This is a genomic window from Chryseobacterium antibioticum (assembly GCF_012927325.1).
GTDB lineage: Bacteria > Bacteroidota > Bacteroidia > Flavobacteriales > Weeksellaceae > Chryseobacterium > Chryseobacterium antibioticum.
In genome coordinates this window covers 148980-171586 of sequence record NZ_JABBGI010000007.1, presented here as the reverse complement: position 1 = coordinate 171586, position 22607 = coordinate 148980, and the positions used below count along the sequence as shown (strand labels likewise).

Below are 22607 nucleotides of genomic sequence, written 5' to 3'. Positions count from 1 at the left end.
ACAATATTTATGAAAAGTTTATCAATTACCGGACTTATACTGCTTGCGGTTTCAGCATTGCTTTTTTATCTGACCACTGATTTTACGGTAGGCGGAATTACCATCTCACACATGATGGGAATGATGGCCGGAGTAGGAATAGGCCTTATTATCGGCGGAATGGTAGGATATGTAAGCAAAGGAAGCGCCCTCAAGGCTGAAGAAAAAAGAAAAGAATTCAAACAACTGCAAAAAGACAAAGAAGAACTGGAAAAGCAGGCGGTAGAAATTGCCAAACGTGAAGCAGAGCTTCAGCAACAAAATCAAAACCCTCAAATTTAAAATTTGAGGGTTTCTTTATAGCTGTTATTTTCAAATTATTTAAATCTGTAGCCTACACCTACTAAAAACAGGTTAGGTCTGTTGTCGTATCTGATCTCTGAACCAGAAACTTTATTGATGAAGTTTCTTTCATCCTTACTGAATGAACCTTCATATCGGGCATTAACGATCAGTTTTTTAATTTCAAGCTGTGCACCGAACTGATACCCTACCGTGAAATTATTTTTAACGTTTTCCTTGAAATCGTTGTAGGTATTGTCCTTACTCAAATTGTAGCTGGCCACTGGTCCTACAAAAACCCCAAGCATATCTCCTAAAACATTATGTCCCAGAAGAACAGGCATATCAAGACGATTGCTTTTTACATCAAAAGTAGTATTTTCTGTAGTGAATTCATTTTTGAAATGTGTATAATATAATTCCGGCATTACATAGAATGAACCCGGAAGTGCCACTTTTACTGATAGTCCAACATTGAAGCCTGCATTGTTTTTTCCTGTTCCTTCAATGGCTTCATTCACTGTTCCTTTAATGTTTTTCCATGAAGGAGAGCCTGTAGGGAAGATTAAGTTAGCTTTTCCTGCCAGTGAGATCTGCGCAGAAGCGAACATTGAAAACCCGATTAACGCTATACTAAGTACCTTTTTCATTATCATCTATTTTATGGATTGTATTTTCAATCGTTTTATTATTTTCAAGTAAATATTCTCTCAGTTCTTTAAACAGTTCCGAAGAATAAACGAAGTCAATAAGATTTTTATTGCCTGCGGTGATCAGAATGTCTTTGGTTCCTTCCCATTCTTTAATCCCTAATCTCAGGTATACAATTTTCTGCCCAATCGTCATCACAGAATTCATATCATGAGTATTGATGATGGTTGTTGTATTGTATTCCTGGGTAATCTCCACAAGAAGATCATCAATGATATTCGACGTATAAGGATCAAGACCGGAGTTCGGTTCATCACAGAACAGATACTTCGGATTGTTCACAATGGCTCTTGCAATGGCGACACGCTTCTGCATTCCTCCGGAAATCTCGGATGGGAATTTTCTGCCCGCTTTATCAAGATGCACCCTGCCTATTACGTCAAAGACCCTTTTCTTTTTTTCTCTGAAAGTAAGATTCGTAAACATATCCAGCGGAAACATGATATTCTCTTCCACGGTAAGCGAATCAAAAAGTGCACTGCCCTGGAATACCGTTCCAATCTCCGACCGAAGGTGCTGTTTTTGATCTCTTGTCATCGTATTGACATCACGGCCATCAAAAAGGATCTCTCCTGATGAAGGCTGGTAAACATTCAGCAGGCTTTTCAGGAAAACTGTTTTCCCCGAGCCACTCTGCCCGATGATCAAATTCACCTTTCCTTTGTCAAAGGAAGTCGAAATTCCCTTAAGCACTTCAACATTGTCAAAACTCTTCTTAAGATCTTTTACCTCAATCATTAGCTTAATATTAATTGGGTTAAAATTAATTCAGAAATGATAATAAATACCATTGTCCATACTACTGCCTGCGTACTGGCTCTACCTACTTCCAGCGATCCTCCTTTTACATTATATCCGAAATAAGAAGGAACTGTGGCAATAATAAAAGCGAATACAGTAGTTTTTACAAATGCATAGTACACGAATAAGTTCGGCATAAACATTTGAATACCTGTAATGTAGTCGTTTTCAGTCCAGTTTCCGGTCAGCATACCTGCCAGATGTCCACCGCCAATACCAAATACGATACTGATGGCGATAAGGATAGGATTGAAAATAACACAGGCACAAATTTTAGGCAGAATCAGGAAATTGGGAGAATTGACCCCCATAATGTCCAATGCGTCGATCTGTTCAGAAACCCTCATGGTTCCTATACTTGATGCAATATATGATCCTACTTTACCCGCCAGAATAAGGCTGATGATGGTGGGAGAAAACTCCAGAACCAAAACTGCCTTTGTAGCATATCCCACGAATGAAGGCGGGATTGGGAAAGAGGAAGAAGCAAAGTTGTTGAACATCTGGATAGCGACTACCGCTCCCACAAATATAGAAGTGAAGATCACAAGTCCAAAAGAATTGACACCGAGATCATTAATTTCTCTCATGAACAGCTTCCAAAAAACCCTCATTTTCTGGGGTTTCTGCAAGGATTTACCTAGAAGGACAATGTATTCTCCTACTGCTGTGAAAAACTTTTTTAACATGCTGCTAAATTAGACTTTTTTTATTTAATTAAAGTTAAGGCTCAGGGCAATACCTGAGGTTTATTTAACCTGTGAAGCAAATATGATTCCTCAATCTTAATCTTAACCTTTTGTTTGATTTATTTTGCGTTTTTATCGCCACCGATCACCAATAAGACCGTCTTTAAAATAATGACCAGATCCAGAACAAAACTCCAGTTTCTTACATAGAACGTGTCTGCAAGGATCCTTTTTTTCATCTCTACTTCCACATCTCCGTAATCTCCACGCAATCCACTTACCTGAGCAAGGCCAGTGATACCCGGGGATACCATACTTCTTAAGCTATATCTTCCGATCTTTGGTTTATAGTAATTGTCCACAGACAGCATATGTGGGCGTGGACCTACGATAGACATTTCTCCTTTCAGGACATTGATAAACTGAGGAAGTTCATCAAGACTTGTTTTTCTAAGGAATTTCCCGATTTTTGTGATCCTTGAATCATTCTCTTCCGTAGTTTTTGTAGCAGATTCATCATTGACGACCATGGTTCTGAATTTTAAGCAGGAAAATACTTCTTCATGGAAGCCGTACCTCTTTTGTACAAAAAAAACAGGGCCTTTGGACGTTGCTTTTATTAGAATCGCAATCACCGGAAAGAGCCATGAGCAAAGTAAAACTAAAATCGTAACTGAAAAAGCGATGTCAAAAATCCTTTTAACCAGAAAATTGGAATAATAGTCCAAAGGATATTTTGCCTGGCTTAGGATCGGCTGTGTCTGAATATACCCAAGATCATACAGGAAAAAATCACTCTGTGTAATGCTGGGAATCAATGAGACGTGAACCTTATTGTCCTCCGCCAGTTTGAAGATTTCTGTTTCTATACCTTCACTGAATGTATTTTCTGTAGATAAAAACAGGGTGTGAATTCCGTTTTTTTTCCAAAAAGCAACCAGCTCATTGGGACTTATATCAGAGCTTTCGTAATCAAAAATTTTATATCCGTAATCTTTTCTGTCTTTAAATATATTCTTTAAAATCTCAGTAGAACCGGTCTCGCCCAGAAACATGACATTTCTATAATTAATCCCCAGCGACCGGAAGTATTTTATGGTAAAATAAATAACTGATTTTGCCAGGAAAATAAAGAAAAAAAGATAAAATGAAAGCCAGTAAATATCCGAATTGAAAAATACATTCTTACTAACCTTTCCAATAAGCATGACTCCCAATATAAAAAATATGAAGTGAATCAGAAGGCGTTCCAAAAACAATGTATAGGTAAGATTTCTCTGGATATTATAAATTTTTGTCCTGCCGCTAAGCAGCATCCAGAACAAAAAGAGTAATATCAGGGAAAAAATATTCTGATACCAGGTTTCTTCGTGATACCGCAAGCTTTCGTTTCTGCTTACAAAAAAGAAAATGAAGATAAATGCAATAACCATAAGGTCAAGCAAAATAATGATCGATTTCAGGTATCTAGAGTATCGAATTCTCTGCATCTATCGGTGTTTATAACGGATACGAAGAGCTAAGGTACGTATTTTTTACGGTATATTCAGGTATTTATGTGTCTGAACCGAAGCCTGCCATTCCGGGTGGGCCAAAATAAAATCGGTAATCTTTGGATACATTTCATCACGCTTGCTCCATTCGCTTTGCATATACAGCTTACAGTTTTCTGAAACCTTTGCGGCCTGCTCCTGTGCAAATGTAAAGTCGTGTTGATTGAATATGATCACTTTAAGTTCACTTGCTTTCTCATATATCTCTTCTTTTGGAAGTCCTGTTTTCTTAGGAGAAAGAGTGATCCAGTCGATCTGCCCGCTTAGCGGATAGGCACCTGATGTTTCAATATGAATGGTACATCCCAGTTCCTTTAATTTGGAGGTCAGGATATCCAGATTCCACATCAGCGGTTCTCCACCGGTCAGGACAATCGTTTTACAGTGTTTTGCTGCCGTTTCGGCAATTTCTTCTGCATTCATCAGCGGATGGAGGTTAGGATCCCAGCTTTCTTTTACGTCACACCAGTGACACCCGACGTCGCAGCCTCCCAATCTTATAAAATAGGATGCTTTTCCGGTGTGGGCTCCTTCTCCCTGTAAAGTGTAAAAATGCTCCATTACGGGGAGCATTTTACCTTCTTTTAATAAAATATCTTCTTCTTTATTCATTTTAAAATTAGTCGTTATAGACCGAAGTTTTGTATGCGATGATGGTGTTCTTCATCAGCATGGCTCTTGTCATTGGGCCTACTCCTCCAGGTACCGGTGTGATCCAGCTTGCTTTGGCTGCACAGCTGTCAAAATCTACATCACCTGCAAGGTAGTATCCTTTTGGAGAGTCATCATCTACTCTTGTGATACCTACATCTACGATTACTGCGCCATCTTTGATCATATCTCCTTTTAAGAAATGAGGATCGCCCAAAGCGGTAATAACGATGTCTGCTTTTCTTGTATATTCTTCGATGTCTTTCGTGTAAGAGTGTGTTAAAGTCACCGTAGAATTCCCCGGGAAATCTTTTCTTCCCATCAGGATGCTCATAGGTCTTCCTACGATCTTACTTCTTCCGATAATGACACAGTCTTTTCCTTTAGTTTCAATATTATATCTTTCCAATAAGGTCAGGATCCCGAAAGGAGTTGCAGGAAGGAAAGTGTCCATTTCCAAAGCCATTTTTCCAAAATTTTCAGGATGGAAACCATCTACATCTTTTCTTGGATCAATAGCCAGAATGATCTTTTCCTGATCGATCTGATCCGGTAAAGGAAGCTGTACGATAAAACCGTCAACCGCCTTAGATTTATTCAGCTCGTCGATCTTTTCCAATAGTTCAGACTCAGAAACTGTACTTGGGAATTTGACAAGCGTAGAGCGGAATCCTACTTCCTCACAGTCTTTTACCTTACTGTTTACATACGCCTTGCTCGCTCCGTTGTTTCCTACAAGAATGGCTACCAGATGTGGTGCTCTTTTCTTGCTTTCAAGGATCTTTTCCACTTCAACCTTGATCTCCGCTTTTATTTCTTTGGATACTTTCAGTCCGTCAAGAATTTCTGCCATTTTTACTTTTTTTACTTTTATTTAGATTTTATTGAATACAACAATATCCTGAAATTCATCCGCACTTTCCTTTTCTACATTGGTTCTCCAGAACCCTTCTTTTACTGTGGTTACTTTTAAACCGGCTTCTGCAGCCATTTGGTTCAGTAAAGGGATACTTACCGCAATATTAGCTGCGGTCACTTTATCATCCATCAGTCTGTAGCCTTCATATTGATGGGGAAATGGCATGATGCCAAATTCAGTTTTAGAATCATCATACAGAAAGAAAGTGGCTAAACACTGTCCACCGCTGTTCAAAACCCGACTGATCTCATTCAGATATCTTTTGATCTCGGGAATCTGCATATGGGTGAAAACCGAGAATAGGAATACTTTGTCAAACTCTGCATCATGATAAGGGAATGTAAAACTCTCTGCTTTTTGGCTGAAAGTATTGTACAGGTCATTGTAAATCGGGGTAAACTTGAATTTAAAATTAGGATGTTTTTTACCAATATTCTTATGACACCAGTTGATTCCTTTTTCTACAGCATCAAAGCCGTCATAAGTTCCTTTATCGATAATTCCTGTAAGTGCTACGGCAGTTCTTCCGATTCCGCATCCCACATCCAGGACGTGATCTGTATTTTGTAAGCCGATATATTTTTTAAGGGCATTTACCTGACGTATCCCGTGAGGAATAAAGTCGCTGCCCCCCACATAAATATCACCTTTCTTAGGTTCATTCTTGGATCTTTTTCCGGTAAGGCCATCATAGAGGTCTATTGGGAAATAATAGATCTTTCTTCCTAAGAGCCTAAGGCTGGGAGGAAGTTTATAATAATATGATCGTAATGCAGACATCTGCTATTTATTTCCTTTATAATAATTGATCAATCCATTGGTAGAGCTGTCATGAGAACTTACTGCTTCATTGTTTTCAAGCTCGGGAAGGATCTTATTGGCTAAAACTTTTCCTAATTCTACACCGAACTGGTCGAAGCTGAAAATATTCCAGATAACACCCTGAACAAAGATTTTATGTTCATACATCGCAATTAACTGTCCTAATGAAAAAGGAGTTAATTCATTGAATAATATAGAGTTGGTAGGTGTGTTTCCGTGGAAGACTTTGTAGTTCAGCAGTTTGTCGATCTCCTCATCAGATTTTCCTTCGTTTCTTAATTCCTGTTCTACTTCCTCTTCCGATTTTCCAAAGGCAAGTGCTTCAGTTTGAGCAAAAAAGTTAGCTAAAAGTTTCGGCTGGTGATCAGAAACCGCGTTGCTGCTTTTTACATAAGCAATAAAATCTGCAGGAATAAGTTCAGTTCCCTGATGGATAAGCTGGTAGAAAGCATGCTGCCCGTTGGTTCCCGGTTCGCCCCAAATAATTGGTCCCGTTTCATATTCTACAAATTCTCCATTTCTGTCAACGCATTTTCCATTACTTTCCATATCTCCCTGCTGAAGATAAGCGGCAAACCTGTCCAGATATTGAGAATAAGGAAGAATTGCATAGGTTGTTGCAGCATAGAAATTACGGTACCAGATCCCTAAAAGCCCCATCAATACCGGAACGTTTTCTGAGAAATCAGCCGTCTGGAAATGTTGGTCAGTATCGGACGCTCCTTTCAGAAGCTGTTCAAAATTGTCATATCCTACTGCCAGAACGATGCTTAGACCGATAGCACTCCAAAGAGAATATCTTCCACCTACCCAATCCCAGAACTCAAAAATATTTTCTTCTGCAATGCCGAAGTTTTTAACTGCCTCAACGTTAGTAGATAAAGCTACGAAATGCTTGGCCACATCTTCTTCTTTTCCGGCTTTCAGGAACCAATCTTTCGCCGAGTTGGCATTGGTCATCGTTTCCTGAGTCGTAAAAGTCTTGGAAGCGATAATGAACAATGTGGTCTCAGGATTCAGTTTTTTAACGGTTTCTGCAATATGATTGCCATCAACGTTGGAAACGAAATGAACGTTTAATCTTGTTTTAAAATGTTTTAAAGCAGAACAAACCATCACAGGGCCAAGATCTGAACCTCCGATTCCGATATTCACGATATCAGTAATTTCTTTTCCACTGAAGCCTTTGTGTTCCCCTGAAATAATTTTTTCGGAGAAAGCTTTCATATGGTCAAGAACTCTTCTGATCTGGGGTTTGATATTTTCTCCGTCTACGATGATCTCTTTATCTGAAAAATCCCTTAAAGCGGTATGCAATACGGCTCTTCCTTCTGTTTCATTGATCTTGTCTCCGGAAAACATTTTGGAAATAGCATCTTTCAGCTGACATTCTTCTGCTAATTGCAGCAAAAGCTCCCTGGTTCTTGTGTCGATCAGGTTTTTAGAATAATCAAAAAGAAAATTATCTTTCTGCAAAGAAAATTCCTTGAAACGCTCAGGATTGTACTGGAAAAGACTTCTTAAGTCAAAGTCGTTACCTGCAAAATGTTCGTCAAGAGCTTTCCAGCTGGTGGTTTGTATAGGATTTATTTTTGATAGCATATTTTAGGAATTATATAGATTCAGAAATGAAAGGTTGGATCAGATGTTTAAAATCCATATCATTTTATTTCTGATGTGCAAATTTAAGGAAAAATAAAACCTCAGATAAATTTGAGCATGATAAATAACAATTTTTTAAAAAACAAACCTCAGATCAAGTCTGAGGTTCATCGTTATTGTTTGTGAAAGATGGATAAGAAAATTATTCCTCCATTTCGTTCAGAATATTTTCAAGACGCTTGGCGTTTCTTCCATAGATGTATTTGGTCCATAAAACAATGCCGGTTACAATGGCTATGGTTCCGATGAGAACAACCATAATCAAAGCTTGTTGATAAGAATCAGCAAAACTTCCTAGAGACTTGCCCTTTTTCTCGAATATATTATAGAATTCCAGTCCTAATGCGATCATAAAGTGGGGAAGCAGCAGGAATCCGAATGACTGATAGCGTTCCATGTTCAGTTTCAATTCATGGTATATTTTCCAGAGGCTGTTTTTGGTATTTCCGCTATACAGCTCGGTTTGCTTATAAAATTTATAGAATCCGAAAAAATAATAGGAAGATATGACGACAAGCATGGCGTAGGATGTATAATAAATGATGTACTGAGAGGGCGGAAAATCCAATTGCTGTGGAAAGAAGGCAATAAGAATGATGGCAATGACCTGCATAGGAAATTCTGCTTTCATGCTTTTCTGGATCTTTTCAATGGGATGTTTGCTTTTCTTTAACTGTTCTATGGTGTTGGGAATATGGATGCTGCTACCGTCTTCGTTATTCCACTGTTCTTTTAATTGATCAAAATTCATAGCCTGATTTTTTTATGATTTGCTGTATTTTTTCTTTGGTTCTATTTAGTTTTACACGGGCATTGACTTCGCTCAGCCCCAGGTTTTCCCCAATCTCTTTGTGGGACATTCCTTCCATGAAATAAAAGATAATGGCTTTTTCAAGGGCCTTAAGCTCCTGGACCGTACTGTAAAAAACTTCCAGCTGTTTGTCCTTTGCAGGATTGTAGTCTTCATTTTGCACTTCAAAATGATGGGGTACATCGGTTTGATTACTTGTGCGCTGTTTTTCTTTTTTTAAATAAGTAATAGCGGTATTGATGGCCACACGGTACATCCACGTTGAAAATTCACTATTGCCCTTGAAGTTCTGGTAAGATTTCCACAGCTGAATAAGAATTTCCTGCTGCAGGTCTTCCCGGTCTTCCACAGAATCTGCATAGATGCGGGAGGCCTTATATAAAATGCCTTTGTGTTGGTTGACGAGCTTTAAAAAAGCGGTTTCAGTTTGACTGCTCACGATGATTTCATGGTTTGATTATACATTAAAGACTTGATACGGGTTTTATGGTGTATCCTTTCGATCTTAAAAGACGAATCACTCCGTTTTCACCCATAAGATGAGCGCCTCCAACGGCAAAGAAAGCACTTTCTTTTTTCATCATTTCCGGCATTTTTTCTACCCAGTTTTTATTTCTATCTGTAAGCATGGCTTTTTCCTGGTCAGCAGTCATTATTTTATCATTTTTAAAGAGTGAATAAACGGACTGTACGTCTTCTTTTTTAAAGGCAGTGACCATTTTGTTAAGAAGGATTTCATATTCTTTTCCCATTTTTAACTGTTGAATGACTGCTTTCAGATCATAAGCTTTATTAATGGAGGTCATCTGATCCTCTACTTTTTCAAGCCCGAAGACTTTCTTTTTATTTTTAAGAGCATTTTGAAGAAGCTCTATTTCATATAATTTTATTTCAGTCTGTGGGCATGGTAAGGCTTTCATTGAAATCAGCGCATACAGTGCCTGTGAGCTTGAATTGTCCATCTTCTTTAAATCTGTTCCGTAGTCAGCAAGGACTTTATCCAGTTCCTTAGCTTCTTCAGGAGTAAGCTGATCGGATAGTTTTTTATCCGTCTGATACATTTTCTGCATAGCCGCCATTTCAGCCGGATCCGTATAATTGATCTCCATGACAAAATGATCAGATTTTTCAAGAGCTTTCAATACTTTCGGTTTAATCTCAAAATCCTGACCGCACATGATATGGCAGGTTCCTGCAATATAAGAGGATTGTGTAAGTCCATTTCCGGAAATCTCCCAAAGTGTACTGTTTTCTGTGTCCTTGCTCTGAGCTTTTGCCGTCATAAAGGTTGCCGATAATAATGCTGCGAACCCAAGTTGTATTAAATTTTTCATATGATTAAGTTTTTGATTATTTACTCTTTTAAACAGTAGGTAAGGGCAGCATAATAATCGTTACAGTTTTTTTTGAAAAAAATAAAAAAACCTCCTGAAAAGAAGGCTTGAAAAATCTAAAATTATGATGATAACCAATGGGTTAGGATTGCTTTTTGTTATTCTGAAATTTTTGTAGTTTGCGGTTTTGTCAGCTTTCTTTTTCTTAAAAAGTATACGACTACAGCTAAGATTAATAATAAAGGCCATACCGTGATAAGTCCTACGGCAATTTTTTGGATAAGATAAAACCCTTCTACAAAGGCATTTTTAGCATCATATATAAAATTGAATTTATATTTATTATCAATGTTACGGGTATTGGTAACGGCTATTTCAGCGATGCGAAGTTTAGGTTCTTTAATATAAATATCTATCGTGCTGTATTTGATGCTGTCTGTAGTGTCCATGCTGGCGAGCTGCTGCAGATTTCCTTCCGCCATATTATCATTGTCAAGTTCTACTTTGTCTTTATTGGCTTTCAGCTGATGGATGTTTTCGCCTGTCTTTTTAACTCTTTTACGCTCTATTTCCGCGTATTTGATGTTTGATGTTACATCTTCAGCATTGATCGTTCTGGAATTCAGGAAAAGTTTTTTATCATTGATGAGCACAAGAAGCTCACCCAGTTTTTCTGTCTGAACACGCACCTGCATGGTATTTTCCGTCTGGTATTTTTTGATCAGCATGGCATCATCGGTGGAAGTATTGTAAGTGTCCTCTGAAATTACATTGCTCTGAAGATTGCTGTGGGTGACAAAGCCTCCCAGATCCTGAACTGTTTTTTCAATAGAAACCGTTGCTTCATAGACGTCCTTGACCTCCATATTGACATCAGCTGTTTTAATGAACTGTTTGTCCTTTACTTTCATTGTTGCTACAGAAGAAACACTGTCTGAAACACTGGCCGTTGCAGAGTCTGTATTAGCATAGGCTTCGAGATCAGTTGAGGCCACTTCTCCTTTTTTACATGAATAGATTCCTAATAAAAGAACTGCTGACAGGGATAATTGAATGTAAGTGGTTTTCATAGCGTTGATTTTTTTTGTTGGTTTTCTTAGGTCAAAGTTCTGTCAGGATCGTTTGTAATATTTGAAAATCCGTCGCAAAAAAATTGTAAAGAAATATTTGTGTTTTAATGGGTTGTAAATGAGTGTTTTGTAAAATAGATTGCAATGGGATGGCTTGTTTTCGGAGCAGTTTTTGCTTCACTTTTACAAATCAATCCCACAAAACATTACTATGTCAAATACTTTTTCCAAAATCAGAAACGCAATAGAATTATTCAGATCCATAGATTTTGACGAGTTGAGTACTATTTCTCAAAAAGTCGATCTCCCTAAACTGATGCAGAACTTTTCCAAACTGGATGATAAACAACTGAACGGAATGATGAAAATGCTTGATCCTGATCAGAAAAAACGTGAGCTTCCCCCGATCGATGGTGATTTTTATGATATCTACCACACACTGACTCCTGAGCAACGTGAGATTCAGCTTAAGGTAAGAGCGTTCATGGAAAAAGAAGTAAAACCTTTGGTGAATCATTATTGGCTGAGAGATGATTTTCCTTTTGAACTCATTCCTAAATTTCAGAAACTGAATATTTGTGGGGTCACCTATGAAGGATATGGCTGTCCGGGAATGCCTTTTCTGATGGAAGGGGTTATTGCTATGGAGATGGCGAGAATAGATGCTTCTATTGCTACATTTTTCGGAGTTCAGTCAGGTTTGGCAATGGGATCTATTTATATCTGTGGATCAGAAGAACAGAAACAAAAATGGCTTCCCCAGATGCAAAAGTTTGAAAAAATAGGGGCTTTCGGTCTTACAGAACCAGAAGTGGGGTCCGGGGCAGCAGGCGGTCTTACCGTCACCTGTAAAAAAACAGAAGAAGGCTGGATTCTTAACGGTCAGAAAAAATGGATCGGAAATGCAACATTTGCCGATTTAATTATTATCTGGGCAAGAGATCTGGATAGTGGAGAAGTGAAAGGTTTTATTGTAGAAAAAGATAATCCGGGCTATTCCGTTGAGAAAATCAAAGGGAAAATGGCATTGAGAATTGTTCAGAATGGTTTGATCACTTTAAAAGACTGTCTGGTAACCGAAGAAAACCGTTTGCAACATGCCAATTCATTCAAAGATACCGGAAAAGTATTGCGTATGACCAGAGCGGGAGTAGCATGGATGGCTACAGGCTGTGCAAGAGGAGCATACGAAAGTGCATTACAATATACCAGAACAAGAGAGCAGTTCGGGAAACCTATCGCCTCATTCCAGATGATCCAGGGTCATTTGGTAGAAATGCTTTCTAATCTTACGGCCATGCAAACAATGGTTTTCAGGTTGTCTGAAATGCAGGATGAAGGGATTTTAAAAGATGAGCATGCTTCGCTGGCCAAGGTTTTCTGTACTTTAAGAACAAGAGATATTGTTTCCAGAGCCAGAGAAGTGCTGGGAGGAAATGGTATTCTCCTTGAGTATGATGTTGCCCGATTTGTGGCAGATGCTGAGGCCATCTATTCTTACGAAGGAACGAAAGAGATCAATTCACTTATCGTAGGAAGATCGATTACCGGATTTAGTGCATTTGTATAATAAAAGATAGCAGGTAGCAGATGATAGGTTGCAGGTTAATGCGCGCTTTGTTACCTGCCACCTGCTACCTATTATCTATAACCTTTTAACTAATCAAAGCTTTATATTTCTCCCGGTCATCAATAATTGCCCAGATATTAATGAGGAACATTACTACAGCGGTGATAATTCCCATTTGGGTTGGGTCTCTGTATATATTATGAATTACCATTCCTATCATGACAGGAAGGAGGATAATGGCGCCCAAAGCTTTGGTTTTCTGGAAGATAAATAGTACTCCGCCAACAATTTCTACGATTCCCACTAATGGCAGTAACCAGCCGATTTCACCGAATGCAGCAAAGATTTTTATCTGCTCATCGGACATTTTAGGCATGGGTGAATAATGGAAAAATTTGTTCAGACCGGCATGAATAAACATCAATGCAAATATGAACGAAAGGATAAATTTTACGATTTTCATGATTGTTGATTTTATATCAAATGTAAAACAAAAATGGTATTCGTTTGTTTATTTTAAATAAAACTTGAGAATATTTGTTATTTCATCTAGTATCACATATGATTTTTTAATTTGATTTAATATATTTGTTGAACAAATCAAACTAAACAATAGTATTATGCTGAAAAATCTTCAAAAATTAAATCGTGAGAATTTAAAGAAAGTTCATGGCGGAGGAAAGCCTCCTATCTGTGATATAGGGCCGGAAGGCTGTCCGTGTATAATTCCACCGGGAGACCCTTGTTTAGGAGGTCCAGGCGGTGGAGGTGGTTCGGATTTAGGATACTGTCCTGATAGCCATGCGTATATTCCATGTAATCAGACTTGTCCTAACGGGATGGATCCGTTATGTGCATTGTAAAAATTACCTATAGGGCTGTCTCAAGTGAGGCAGCTTTTTTTATAGGTGATAATCGATGAATAATGACTCATCATCAATCCATTTCCTTCAGAGTAATGTTTTTAGAGATCTTGTAGGTCTTTTTCTTTTTATTAGGCTTTTCTTCCTCTCCAAGCAGTTTGCCCCAAGGTTTCAAGCCATCTACTCTTTCGAAGATGATTTTAATGATGGCAATAGCCGGGATACAGAGAAACATTCCCGCGATTCCCCAAAGATGTTCACCCAAAATAATTCCGATAAAGGAAAATAAAGCGTTGATCTTCACTTTTGAACCCACTACAAATGGAAGCACAATGTTTCCGTCAACGACATGAATGGCAATATATCCAATGGCTACATAAATACAGGTAGAGGGCGTACCCGTGGCAAAGGCAATGAAACATGAGATCAAAAGGGAAATGCAGATTCCCAGATAAGGAATCACATTGAGTAAGCCTGTCAAAACGGCAAGAAGTATCGCATACTTTACTCCCAGAACTGTAAGAACGATTGAACAAAGAATGGAAACGATCAAAACCTGCAGGCAGAGTCCGAAAATATATTTCTTCGTCATTACTCTGATCTCGTTTACAACTTCCTGTACGCTGGTTTTATGTCTTTCGTTAAAAACGGTTACAATGAAATTATTAAGAATTCTTCTGTAATTTAAAATGAAGATAAAAAACAGGGTGAAGAAAACAATAAAGCCGAAACCGCTGGAAAATATTCCAAAAGTAAAGCCTAAGATGACACCGGAAGAAGAAAGTAATTTATTTAATCCCTGATTAATGTAATCAAGCTGCTCATCTATTTTTACGTTGAATGTTTTTGATATCCAGTGCTGAAGATTATTAAAAACAGTGGTCATCTGATCCCTGAGATGGGGCAGATCTTTGCTGAAATCGGAAAGCTGTGATCCGAAAAAATAAATGATTCCGCATAAAATGGCGAGCATAAAGAAGACCGAAGTCATCGTCGATATAGATCTTGGAAACCTTAGCCTTCTTTCCATGAAAGTCGCAGCAGGAAGAAAGAGCATAGCCATTAAAAAAGCCAAAAAGAAAGGAGCTAAAATACTCTGTCCAAGTGTCAACAGGTAGCCGAGACCAATGATGGAAATAACGACAAGCGTGAGCTTAACAAGAAACGGGAGTCTAAGGAAATTCATAATTTTTCAAATCTGTCGGATAAAAATAAGAAAACACAACTAATTAATCGGATCTTTTGGGTTAATTAACATAATTCTTTTTGAATGAGAAGATGTAGGAATAGCGCCGTGTGGTATGTATTTCTTTAAAATAATCTCACGCAGATTTCTCAGATTACACCGATTTATTATACTGAAGAAAATCTAAGATTTTCATAAACTTAAGTGCTCTTCCTATGCGTAATATATTTAGCTTAAAATCACGTAAGTATTAAAATTTTTGTATCTTTTGTGGTGAATTTTAAAAAAAACGCACCCCAGACCTAATCTGAGACGCGTTTCCTTATTGAGAGTTCATAGTTCTGAATTATTTTTCGATCGCCACATCAATCACCTCTTCCATTCTGTTCACATAATGTACAGTCAGGTTTTTAAGATAATCTTTTTTGATCTCTTCCACATCTTTTCTGTTCGCTTCACAGAGAATTACTTCTTTTATTCCTGCTCTGGTAGCAGCAAGCAGTTTTTCTTTGATTCCGCCTACAGGAAGTACTTTTCCTCTTAACGTTATCTCTCCCGTCATCGCAAGGTGAGGTCTTACTTTCTTGTTCTTGAATGAAGAAACCATTGACGTCAGCATTGCAATACCTGCAGATGGTCCGTCTTTCGGTGTCGCCCCTTCCGGAACGTGAACGTGGATGTTTTTCTTGTCCAGATCTTCCTGAGCTATTCCAAGATCATCATGTCTGGCTTTGATATATTCCAAAGCAATAGTGGCGGACTCCTTCATGACCGTACCTAAGTTCCCGGTCATGGTAAGGCTTCCCTTTCCATTGCTTAAAATGCTTTCAATATATAAAATGTCTCCCCCAACACTTGTCCAGGCCAAACCTGTTACAACACCAGGTACACCAGTGATTTCAGACAAACTTTTAGGTCTTGGAACCCCAAGAATTTCGTCTACTTTCTCAATGGTGATCTTTGGGTCGTATTTTTTTACCAGTGCAGTCTGCAGAGCAACCCATCTTGCAATAGCAGCAATTCTTTTTTCTAAAGTTCTTACCCCACTTTCCGAAGTGTGTGCTTCGATAATATGTTTAAGCTCAGGATTTCCAAGTTTGAATGATTTCGCATCCAATCCATTTTCTTCCTGTTGTTTTTTAATTAAATGTCTTTTGGCGATCTCCGTCTTTTCTTCCATCGTATATCCGGCAATCTGAATGATCTCCGTTCTGTCTAAAAGCGGTGTCTGAATCGTGGAAAGTGAATTGGCAGTTGCGATAAACATCACTTTAGACAAGTCATAACCCATTTCTAAGAAATTATCATAGAACGCTTTATTCTGTTCAGGGTCGAGAACCTCTAAAAGGGCAGAGCTTGGATCACCGTGAAGGCCCTGAGCGATTTTATCAATTTCATCAAGGACAATCACCGGGTTAGAAGTACCAGATTTCTTGATCGTCTGCAGGATTCTTCCCGCCATGGCTCCAATATATGTTTTTCTGTGTCCACGGATCTCACTTTCGTCATGAAGTCCACCCAGAGATAATCGTACATATTTTCTTCCCAAAGCATCAGCAACAGATTTTCCTAAAGAAGTTTTTCCTACTCCCGGAGGCCCTACAAGCAATAGAATAGGGGATTTCATGTTGTTTTTTAATTTTAAAACAGCCATGTGCTCCAGAATCCTTTTCTTAATATCTTCAAGTCCGAAATGAGCCTTGTCTAAGATCTTCTCAGCTTTAGCAATATCAAAAACATCTTTTGTGTAAGTCTCCCATGGAAGATCCGTAAAGAAATCAAGATAATTTCTCTGAACGTTATAATCCGGAGAATTCGGGTTCTGACGCTGCAGTCTGTTGATCTCTTTCTGGAAATGTTCCTCTACTTCCTGGTTCCATTTTTTTCTGCTTGCTTTATCGATAAGCTCTTCCACATCACTTTCCGGACCGCCTCCCAGTTCGTCCTGGATGGTTCTGATCTGCTGGTTCAGAAAATATTCTCTCTGCTGCTTATCAAGGTCTTTTGATGTTTTCTGATGGATCTGGTTTCTTAATTCCAGCTTTCTGAAATCCTCGTGCATCATTTCATAGCACTTGTTAGCCCTTTCTACGAGACTCTTTTCTTCAAGAAGTTTCTGTTTTTCTAGAGATGGGAAATTGGAGTTGGTACAGATGAAATTCAGCAGGTCATCATTATTATTAATATTCTTAATCGCGAAATTAGCCGCGTTGGGAATATTCGGATCCAGTTCAATAATCTTTAAAGCAAGATCTTTTATATTTTCAAGAAGAGCATCATACTCTTCCTTATTTTTTGGACGTGTATCTTTTAGTTTTGTGATTTCCGCTTTAAAATAAGGCCGGCTTTCTACGATTTTTTTGATCTTAAATCTGTGGAAACCTTTCGTAATAGCTGTGATATTACCTTCAGGAAGTTTGATGATTTTGATGATCTTCGCCAGTGTGCCGGTCTGGTACATATCTTTCTCGGCAGGCTGCTCCAACTCTGAATTTTTCTGGCTGACGATCCCAATGAAATCACCATTTTTCTGGGCTTCTTCCAAAAGCTGTATCGATGTTTTTCTTCCTGCAGTAATAGGAATTACCACGTTCGGAAACATAACCATATTTCTTACGGGAAGTATAGGGAATATTCTTTGTTCGGAATTTTTATCAGTCTCCGAAAAGTCTGAAAGATTGATCTCTTCGGCTACAATGTCAAACCCATCGCTGATCATTTCCTCTAAACTAATATCTTCAAATTCTGTCATAGTTAATCAAATGACAAATTGTCATCTTCGTTTTAAATCGTTAAAATGATATTTTACAATATGCGCTGAAAACGTGCAGCGTACTATAGTTCTCTATATTGCACAATACCTATGCCATTTGTTTTTTGCTAAAAAATATGGTCAAAATTTCCTTTTTTCAACAATCTTTCATTTTAAAAATTAAAATAAAGGACTTCTGCTTCTCTAATTTCTTAAAAATGTGTATTTTCGCAAACTGATAAAAAACTATAATATATAAAATGGCAATTTTAGGACAGATTAGGAGTAAGCCTTGGCTTTTGATGGGAGTGATAGCATTGGCGCTTTTAGCGTTTCTGGTAAACCCTGAGAGCATCGACAAGGTTTTTGGGAAAAATCCTGACGTTTTAGGAAAAGTAAACGGTGAGAAAGTCACCCGCGAAGAGTTCAACGATCAGCTTTTCGTACTGCAGCAACAGGCTGAACAACAAGGCCGTCCAAAAACGGGACTTGAAGAGCAGGCTTGGCAGTTACTTGTACAATCTAAACTTATCAAGCAACAGTTTGAGAAGTTGGGCTTTGAGATGACTGACGACTATTTCTGGAATCAGATCCAGTATGATCAGATGTTTGCCCAACAAAAGCAGTTTTTTGATGAGAAAGGTAATTTTAAAACTCAAGAACTTAAAAAAGAAATTGAAACGTTAAAAAGCACCAATCCGGAAGGTTACAACCAGTGGTTGAAAACCAGAAAAACCGTTGAGTACAGACTCATGGCGAGACAGGTGTTTACTAATATTTCAGCGGGTATTACTACTGGTAAGAAAGAGGCTGAAGAGCTTATGAAGCAGAGAGACCAGTTAGCAGACATCGATTTTGTAAAGATTGATTATGCTGCATACCTTCAGAAAACGAAGATCAACGTTACTACGGCAGACCTTGATAATTATATCAAACAACACCCTGTAATGTTTAAAGCTGAACCTAGCAGAAATATTGGAATTGTATATTTCCCTTCTACCCCTAGCCCTGCAGATGATGCAGCTGCTCAGAAGGAAATCAATAAACTTTTCTCTGGAGGTACAGATGCAAGCGGAGGAGCTGAAAACTTCCAGAATACAAAGAATGACTCCATGTTTGTAATGGCCAATTCTGATATGCCTTATAACAATCAGTATGCAAAGCCGAACCAATTGCCTCAGGCTATTCAGGGACAGATTGCATCTGCCGCTATCGGACAGACCTTCGGACCTTACAAGGAGCAGAATTTCTACGTAGTTTCAAAACTTTTGGATAAAAAGACTTCTGACTCTACCTTGTCAAGACACATCCTGATTGCTTTCAAAGGAAGCCCGGCAGGAGAAGGTGTGGCAAGATCTAAGGAACAGGCTAAGAAACTGGCAGACTCTATCGGAGCTATTGTGAAAGCAAGCCCTGCTAAATTTACAGAGTTTATCAAACTTTCTAATGACCCAAGTTCTGCTGCACAAGGAGGAAGCTTAGGATGGACAACTCCTGAAACGCCTTTCGTTCCGGAATTCCTTACCTATTTAGCCAACAACCCTAAAGGAGCTACTGGTATTGTAGAAACACAGTTCGGATACCATATCATCAATATTGAAGATAAAAAAGCAGGGTCAATGAGCTATAAAGTAGCTAACCTTGTAAAAGAAGTGAAGTCTTCAGATGCTACAGAGGCAGAATCTGATAAAAAAGCAAGAAGATTTATTCAGCAGGTTCAAGGGAAATCTTTCAACGATTTCGTGAATATTGCTAAAAAAGGAAACTATCAGTTCTCCAATCCTAAAGCAGCCAAAAGATTTGACGGACAGCTTCAGGGACTTGGTACAGATAAAGATGGAGAGATCTTAGCTTGGGCTTTCGATAAGAAAAGAACAAAAGGAGATACAGAATTCTTTACAGTGGAAGGAACAGGTGATAAAATTGTAGCCTATCTTAACGGGAAGCAGGATGCAGGTCTTGCAGATGCTGAATCTGTAAGAGACCAGATCGAAGTGATCGTTAAAAACAAATTAGCTGCAAAACAGATTACTGATAAAATTGCTGGAGCTAAAGCTTCTAATTTAGATCAGATCGCTAAACTGTTTGCTTCAACAAAGCAGTCTGCTCAGGTGAATATGCTTAACCCTTCAGTAGCCGGTTCTATGGAGCCTAAGGTTGCCGGTGCAGCTTTCGGTGTTGCGAAAGGTAAACTTTCAAACGCTATCGAGGGTGGAACAGGAGTTTATGTATTGATCAAAAAATCAGAAACAATAAACAAACAGCCGGGTGACCTTAAGCAGTTTACTGAATCTATTACGCAGAGAGGAGCACAGATGTTCGGACAGGCTTGGATGAAGAGTCTTCAGGATAATGCAGATATCAAAGATTACAGAATTGAGATCTGGAACAAGGTTGGAAACCAACAACAGTAAGAAATTAATTTTTACAGATATAAATAAAAGCGGCAGATTTTTCTGCCGCTTTTTTGTATTTAACGCAGAACAATAAAGAAAAAGATTAATTTAAAATGTGTTATATTTGCTCATTAGAAAAAATTTAGCAAGTGAAGTTCAGTAAAGAATTAAAAGCTGGTGTGATTGCACTTTTGGCTATTGTAGGCTTTGTGGTGTTGTTTCAATTCATGAAGGGCAGAAGTCTTTTTACTACCGATAATATATTTTACGCAAAATACGACAATGTAGAAGGGCTGGCTCAGTCGTCTGCAGTTTCCATCAACGGTCTCAAAGTAGGACAGGTCGATAAGATCATTCCTAAGACCGCAAAAGACGGAAAAATTAGTTTTGTAGTAAAAATTACGGTGGATGACAAGTTCGAGTTTTCCAAAAATTCAACCCTAGAAATCTTTGAACCAGGCCTTATGTCCGGAAAAGAAATGAGGGTAAATCTTATGTATGGTGGCCAGACGGCAAAAGACGGTGATACCCTACAAGGTACTTTCAAATTGGGAACTTTGGGAAGTTTTTCTTCTCAGGTAGGTCCGGTGAAAGATCAGCTGCAAACAGTATTACATCGTGTAGACTCTCTAATGGCTAATGCCAATCTATTGGTTGACGGGCAGAACAGAGCTGAAATCAAAGCATTGCTTTCGAATCTTAATAAGACGGTAAGCGCTTTACAGACTACAGCAGGAAGTGTAAATACCTTGGTTGGACATAATGATCCCAAACTTCAGAAAGTACTTGATGATGCAAGTGTTACCATGCAGAGTGGAAAAGTAACTTTGGATAAATACGGAAATCTTGCAGAAAGCATTGATACTAAAAAGTTGAATGCAGCTATATCCAATTTAGATGCTACCGTAGGAAAACTTAATCAGGTCATTGCAGGAGTTGATAGTGGACAGGGAAGCTTAGGAAAGCTAATGAAGGATGAGCAACTTTACAATAATCTGAATTCTGCATCTACAAACCTGAATTCATTGATTGAAGATATGAAAGCAAACCCTAAGAGATATATTAATTTCTCGGTTTTCGGTAAGAACAATAAAGACTAATCACCTTATGCAGTACATCGATAACATTATTTTTCTGATCTTATTAGTTGCTGGATTTGGGCTATTTGCAAAAAGCCTGCTCAAGATTTACAGAAATATCAAGCTGGGAAGAGAGATCAACAGAAGCGACAGGAAAGCAGAGCGCTGGGAAACCATGGCCAGAGTGGCGATGGGCCAGAGCAAAATGGTGAAACGTCCTGTAGCAGGTATTCTCCACCTTTTTGTATACGTTGGTTTTGTTATTATCAATATTGAATTGATAGAGATTATTGTAGACGGAATTTTTGGAACCCACAGATTTTTAGCTTCCATTTTTGGACACGGTTTCTATAATTTCTTTACGGCGACATTGGAAGTACTGGCTCTTTTAGTAATCATTGGAGTGGTTGTTTTCTTTATCAGAAGAAATTTCTATGGCGTTAAAAGGCTTACCATGAAAGAACTTTTTGGCTGGCCTAAAAACGATGCCAATTGGATTCTGATTATAGAGTTTGCTCTAATGGTAGCCTTCTTCAGCATGAATGCTTCAGAATTAGTTTTGCAGGCAAGAAATGCAGAAGGTTTTCATCATGTAGGTTCTTTTCCGATTAGTCAAATGCTGTTTGTTCCATTCTTGGAAGTATTTAGTTTTGACAATGGCTTTTTGGTTTTTGTTGAAAGAAGCGCATGGTGGTTCCACTTTGTAGGGATCCTTTTCTTCATGAACTATCTTTATTACTCAAAACACCTTCATATTATTCTGGCATTTCCAAGCACTTGGTTTGCGAATCTTGATAAAAAAGGAAAATTCAATAATCTTGACTCTGTAACCAAAGAAATCAAGTTGATGATGGACCCTAACGCTGACCCTTATGCCGCACCGGCTGAAGGAGAAGCTGCAGATGTTCCTTCCAAGTTTGGAGCAGAAGATATATTTGACCTGAATCAGGTACAATTACTCAACGCCTATTCCTGTACAGAATGCGGAAGATGTACTTCGGTATGTCCTGCTAACATCACAGGGAAAAAACTTTCTCCAAGACTGATTCTGATGAAAACAAGAGACAGGCTGGAAGAAGTAGGTAGAAATATAGACAAAAACGGAAAATTCGAAGACGACGGCAAGAAGCTTCTGAATGATTATATTACAAAAGAAGAACTTTGGGCATGTACAACATGTAACGCCTGTACAGAAGCATGTCCGGTATTGCTGGATCCGCTTTCTATTATTTTCGAAATGAGAAGATTCCTTGTGATGGAGCAGTCCGCTGCACCTCAGGAACTAAATCTGATGATGACGAATGTAGAAAACAATGCTGCACCTTGGCAGTATAATCAGGCAGACCGTCTGAACTGGGCAAACGAGAATTAATGTAAAATAATGTAACAATGTAGCAATTCATTGGTAAACTGGTAT

The 22607-nt window shown here is 38.4% G+C and carries 21 protein-coding genes; 6 read left to right on the top strand and 15 right to left on the bottom strand.

Going from position 1 to position 22607, the window contains the following annotated elements; genetic code table 11:
- Window positions 1-9 precede the first annotated feature (9 nt).
- The gene (locus HHL23_RS07395; RefSeq protein ID WP_169234169.1) at window positions 10-321 is read left to right on the top strand and encodes a hypothetical protein; all 312 of its coding nucleotides are present in this window, start codon (window positions 10-12) and stop codon (window positions 319-321) included.
- A 35-nt stretch (window positions 322-356) separates the two neighbouring features.
- On the opposite strand, the gene HHL23_RS07390 is transcribed toward HHL23_RS07395, so the two are convergent.
- From HHL23_RS07390 to HHL23_RS07335, 12 genes are all read right to left on the bottom strand, one after another.
- The gene (locus HHL23_RS07390; RefSeq protein WP_169234168.1) at window positions 357-971 is read right to left on the bottom strand and encodes an outer membrane beta-barrel protein; all 615 of its coding nucleotides are present in this window, start codon (window positions 969-971) and stop codon (window positions 357-359) included.
- Entirely contained in the window at window positions 955-1770 is an 816-nt protein-coding gene (locus HHL23_RS07385) for an ABC transporter ATP-binding protein (RefSeq protein ID WP_169234167.1), read from the bottom strand. The genes HHL23_RS07390 and HHL23_RS07385 overlap by 17 nt, the downstream gene beginning before the upstream one ends.
- Window positions 1770-2522 carry an MlaE family ABC transporter permease gene (locus HHL23_RS07380; protein ID WP_169234166.1) on the bottom strand — a complete coding sequence of 251 codons (753 nt, stop codon included), beginning with the start codon at window positions 2520-2522 and terminating at the stop codon, window positions 1770-1772. Before HHL23_RS07380 ends, HHL23_RS07385 begins: the two co-directional genes overlap by 1 nt.
- A 119-nt stretch (window positions 2523-2641) precedes the next feature.
- Window positions 2642-4012, bottom strand: a complete 1371-nt coding sequence (locus HHL23_RS07375; protein WP_169234165.1) for an exopolysaccharide biosynthesis polyprenyl glycosylphosphotransferase — start codon at window positions 4010-4012, stop codon at window positions 2642-2644.
- A 45-nt stretch (window positions 4013-4057) separates the two neighbouring features.
- Complete coding sequence (locus tag HHL23_RS07370) at window positions 4058-4687, bottom strand: 7-carboxy-7-deazaguanine synthase QueE (protein WP_073328950.1); 630 nt, start codon at window positions 4685-4687, stop codon at window positions 4058-4060.
- 7 nt (window positions 4688-4694) lie between these two features.
- Entirely contained in the window at window positions 4695-5579 is an 885-nt protein-coding gene (locus HHL23_RS07365; protein ID WP_169234164.1) for a bifunctional 5,10-methylenetetrahydrofolate dehydrogenase/5,10-methenyltetrahydrofolate cyclohydrolase, read from the bottom strand.
- A gap of 21 nt (window positions 5580-5600) precedes the next feature.
- Entirely contained in the window at window positions 5601-6425 is an 825-nt protein-coding gene (locus HHL23_RS07360) for a class I SAM-dependent methyltransferase (RefSeq protein WP_169234163.1), read from the bottom strand.
- A gap of 3 nt (window positions 6426-6428) precedes the next feature.
- On the bottom strand, window positions 6429-8069 hold the full coding sequence (gene pgi / locus HHL23_RS07355) for a glucose-6-phosphate isomerase (protein ID WP_169234162.1): 1641 nt from the start codon (window positions 8067-8069) through the stop codon (window positions 6429-6431).
- A gap of 202 nt (window positions 8070-8271) precedes the next feature.
- Window positions 8272-8880 carry a hypothetical protein gene (locus tag HHL23_RS07350; RefSeq protein ID WP_169234161.1) on the bottom strand — a complete coding sequence of 203 codons (609 nt, stop codon included), beginning with the start codon at window positions 8878-8880 and terminating at the stop codon, window positions 8272-8274.
- On the bottom strand, window positions 8870-9379 hold the full coding sequence (locus HHL23_RS07345; RefSeq protein ID WP_169234160.1) for an RNA polymerase sigma factor: 510 nt from the start codon (window positions 9377-9379) through the stop codon (window positions 8870-8872). The genes HHL23_RS07350 and HHL23_RS07345 overlap by 11 nt, the downstream gene beginning before the upstream one ends.
- A 25-nt stretch (window positions 9380-9404) precedes the next feature.
- Complete coding sequence (locus tag HHL23_RS07340) at window positions 9405-10274, bottom strand: TraB/GumN family protein (protein ID WP_169234159.1); 870 nt, start codon at window positions 10272-10274, stop codon at window positions 9405-9407.
- 158 nt (window positions 10275-10432) lie between these two features.
- Window positions 10433-11344, bottom strand: coding sequence for a DUF4349 domain-containing protein (locus tag HHL23_RS07335; RefSeq protein ID WP_169234158.1), 912 nt, complete (start codon window positions 11342-11344; stop codon window positions 10433-10435).
- A 211-nt stretch (window positions 11345-11555) separates the two neighbouring features.
- Here HHL23_RS07335 and HHL23_RS07330 point away from each other — a divergent pair, with 211 nt between their 5' ends.
- Window positions 11556-12914, top strand: coding sequence for an acyl-CoA dehydrogenase family protein (locus HHL23_RS07330; RefSeq protein WP_169234157.1), 1359 nt, complete (start codon window positions 11556-11558; stop codon window positions 12912-12914).
- Between the two features lie 85 nt (window positions 12915-12999).
- Here the strand turns inward: HHL23_RS07330 and HHL23_RS07325 are convergent, their stop codons facing one another.
- Window positions 13000-13377 (bottom strand): DoxX family protein, encoded by a 378-nt coding sequence (locus HHL23_RS07325; RefSeq protein WP_169234156.1) that lies wholly within the window; start codon window positions 13375-13377, stop codon window positions 13000-13002.
- Between the two features lie 157 nt (window positions 13378-13534).
- On the opposite strand from HHL23_RS07325, the gene HHL23_RS07320 reads away from it, so the two are divergent.
- A complete protein-coding gene (locus HHL23_RS07320; protein ID WP_228464658.1) occupies window positions 13535-13777 on the top strand; it encodes a bacteriocin-like protein in 243 nt (80 codons plus the stop codon).
- Window positions 13778-13850: 73 nt separating this feature from the next.
- On the opposite strand, the gene HHL23_RS07315 is transcribed toward HHL23_RS07320, so the two are convergent.
- On the bottom strand, window positions 13851-14963 hold the full coding sequence (locus HHL23_RS07315) for an AI-2E family transporter (protein WP_169234155.1): 1113 nt from the start codon (window positions 14961-14963) through the stop codon (window positions 13851-13853).
- A gap of 346 nt (window positions 14964-15309) precedes the next feature.
- Window positions 15310-17715, bottom strand: a complete 2406-nt coding sequence (gene lon, locus HHL23_RS07310; RefSeq protein WP_169234154.1) for an endopeptidase La — start codon at window positions 17713-17715, stop codon at window positions 15310-15312.
- A gap of 260 nt (window positions 17716-17975) precedes the next feature.
- Here lon and HHL23_RS07305 point away from each other — a divergent pair, with 260 nt between their 5' ends.
- From HHL23_RS07305 to HHL23_RS07295, 3 genes are all read left to right on the top strand, one after another.
- Entirely contained in the window at window positions 17976-20129 is a 2154-nt protein-coding gene (locus tag HHL23_RS07305) for a peptidylprolyl isomerase (protein WP_169234153.1), read from the top strand.
- Between the two features lie 131 nt (window positions 20130-20260).
- Entirely contained in the window at window positions 20261-21211 is a 951-nt protein-coding gene (locus HHL23_RS07300; RefSeq protein ID WP_169234152.1) for an MlaD family protein, read from the top strand.
- A gap of 7 nt (window positions 21212-21218) precedes the next feature.
- On the top strand, window positions 21219-22562 hold the full coding sequence (locus tag HHL23_RS07295; protein WP_169234151.1) for a 4Fe-4S dicluster domain-containing protein: 1344 nt from the start codon (window positions 21219-21221) through the stop codon (window positions 22560-22562).
- Window positions 22563-22607 lie beyond the last annotated feature (45 nt).

Bases quoted from the DNA above. Each gene is read 5' to 3' on its own strand.
- HHL23_RS07395 (WP_169234169.1), top strand. From the start codon at position 10: ATGAAAAGTTTATCAATTACCGGACTTATACTGCTTGCGGTTTCAGCA.
- HHL23_RS07390 (WP_169234168.1), bottom strand. From the start codon at position 971: ATGAAAAAGGTACTTAGTATAGCGTTAATCGGGTTTTCAATGTTCGCT.
- HHL23_RS07385 (WP_169234167.1), bottom strand. From the start codon at position 1,770: ATGATTGAGGTAAAAGATCTTAAGAAGAGTTTTGACAATGTTGAAGTG.
- HHL23_RS07380 (WP_169234166.1), bottom strand. From the start codon at position 2,522: ATGTTAAAAAAGTTTTTCACAGCAGTAGGAGAATACATTGTCCTTCTA.
- HHL23_RS07375 (WP_169234165.1), bottom strand. From the start codon at position 4,012: ATGCAGAGAATTCGATACTCTAGATACCTGAAATCGATCATTATTTTG.
- HHL23_RS07370 (WP_073328950.1), bottom strand. From the start codon at position 4,687: ATGAATAAAGAAGAAGATATTTTATTAAAAGAAGGTAAAATGCTCCCC.
- HHL23_RS07365 (WP_169234164.1), bottom strand. From the start codon at position 5,579: ATGGCAGAAATTCTTGACGGACTGAAAGTATCCAAAGAAATAAAAGCG.
- HHL23_RS07360 (WP_169234163.1), bottom strand. From the start codon at position 6,425: ATGTCTGCATTACGATCATATTATTATAAACTTCCTCCCAGCCTTAGG.
- pgi (WP_169234162.1), bottom strand. From the start codon at position 8,069: ATGCTATCAAAAATAAATCCTATACAAACCACCAGCTGGAAAGCTCTT.
- HHL23_RS07350 (WP_169234161.1), bottom strand. From the start codon at position 8,880: ATGAATTTTGATCAATTAAAAGAACAGTGGAATAACGAAGACGGTAGC.
- HHL23_RS07340 (WP_169234159.1), bottom strand. From the start codon at position 10,274: ATGAAAAATTTAATACAACTTGGGTTCGCAGCATTATTATCGGCAACC.
- HHL23_RS07335 (WP_169234158.1), bottom strand. From the start codon at position 11,344: ATGAAAACCACTTACATTCAATTATCCCTGTCAGCAGTTCTTTTATTA.
- HHL23_RS07330 (WP_169234157.1), top strand. From the start codon at position 11,556: ATGTCAAATACTTTTTCCAAAATCAGAAACGCAATAGAATTATTCAGA.
- HHL23_RS07325 (WP_169234156.1), bottom strand. From the start codon at position 13,377: ATGAAAATCGTAAAATTTATCCTTTCGTTCATATTTGCATTGATGTTT.
- HHL23_RS07320 (WP_228464658.1), top strand. From the start codon at position 13,535: ATGCTGAAAAATCTTCAAAAATTAAATCGTGAGAATTTAAAGAAAGTT.
- HHL23_RS07315 (WP_169234155.1), bottom strand. From the start codon at position 14,963: ATGAATTTCCTTAGACTCCCGTTTCTTGTTAAGCTCACGCTTGTCGTT.
- lon (WP_169234154.1), bottom strand. From the start codon at position 17,715: ATGACAGAATTTGAAGATATTAGTTTAGAGGAAATGATCAGCGATGGG.
- HHL23_RS07305 (WP_169234153.1), top strand. From the start codon at position 17,976: ATGGCAATTTTAGGACAGATTAGGAGTAAGCCTTGGCTTTTGATGGGA.
- HHL23_RS07295 (WP_169234151.1), top strand. From the start codon at position 21,219: ATGCAGTACATCGATAACATTATTTTTCTGATCTTATTAGTTGCTGGA.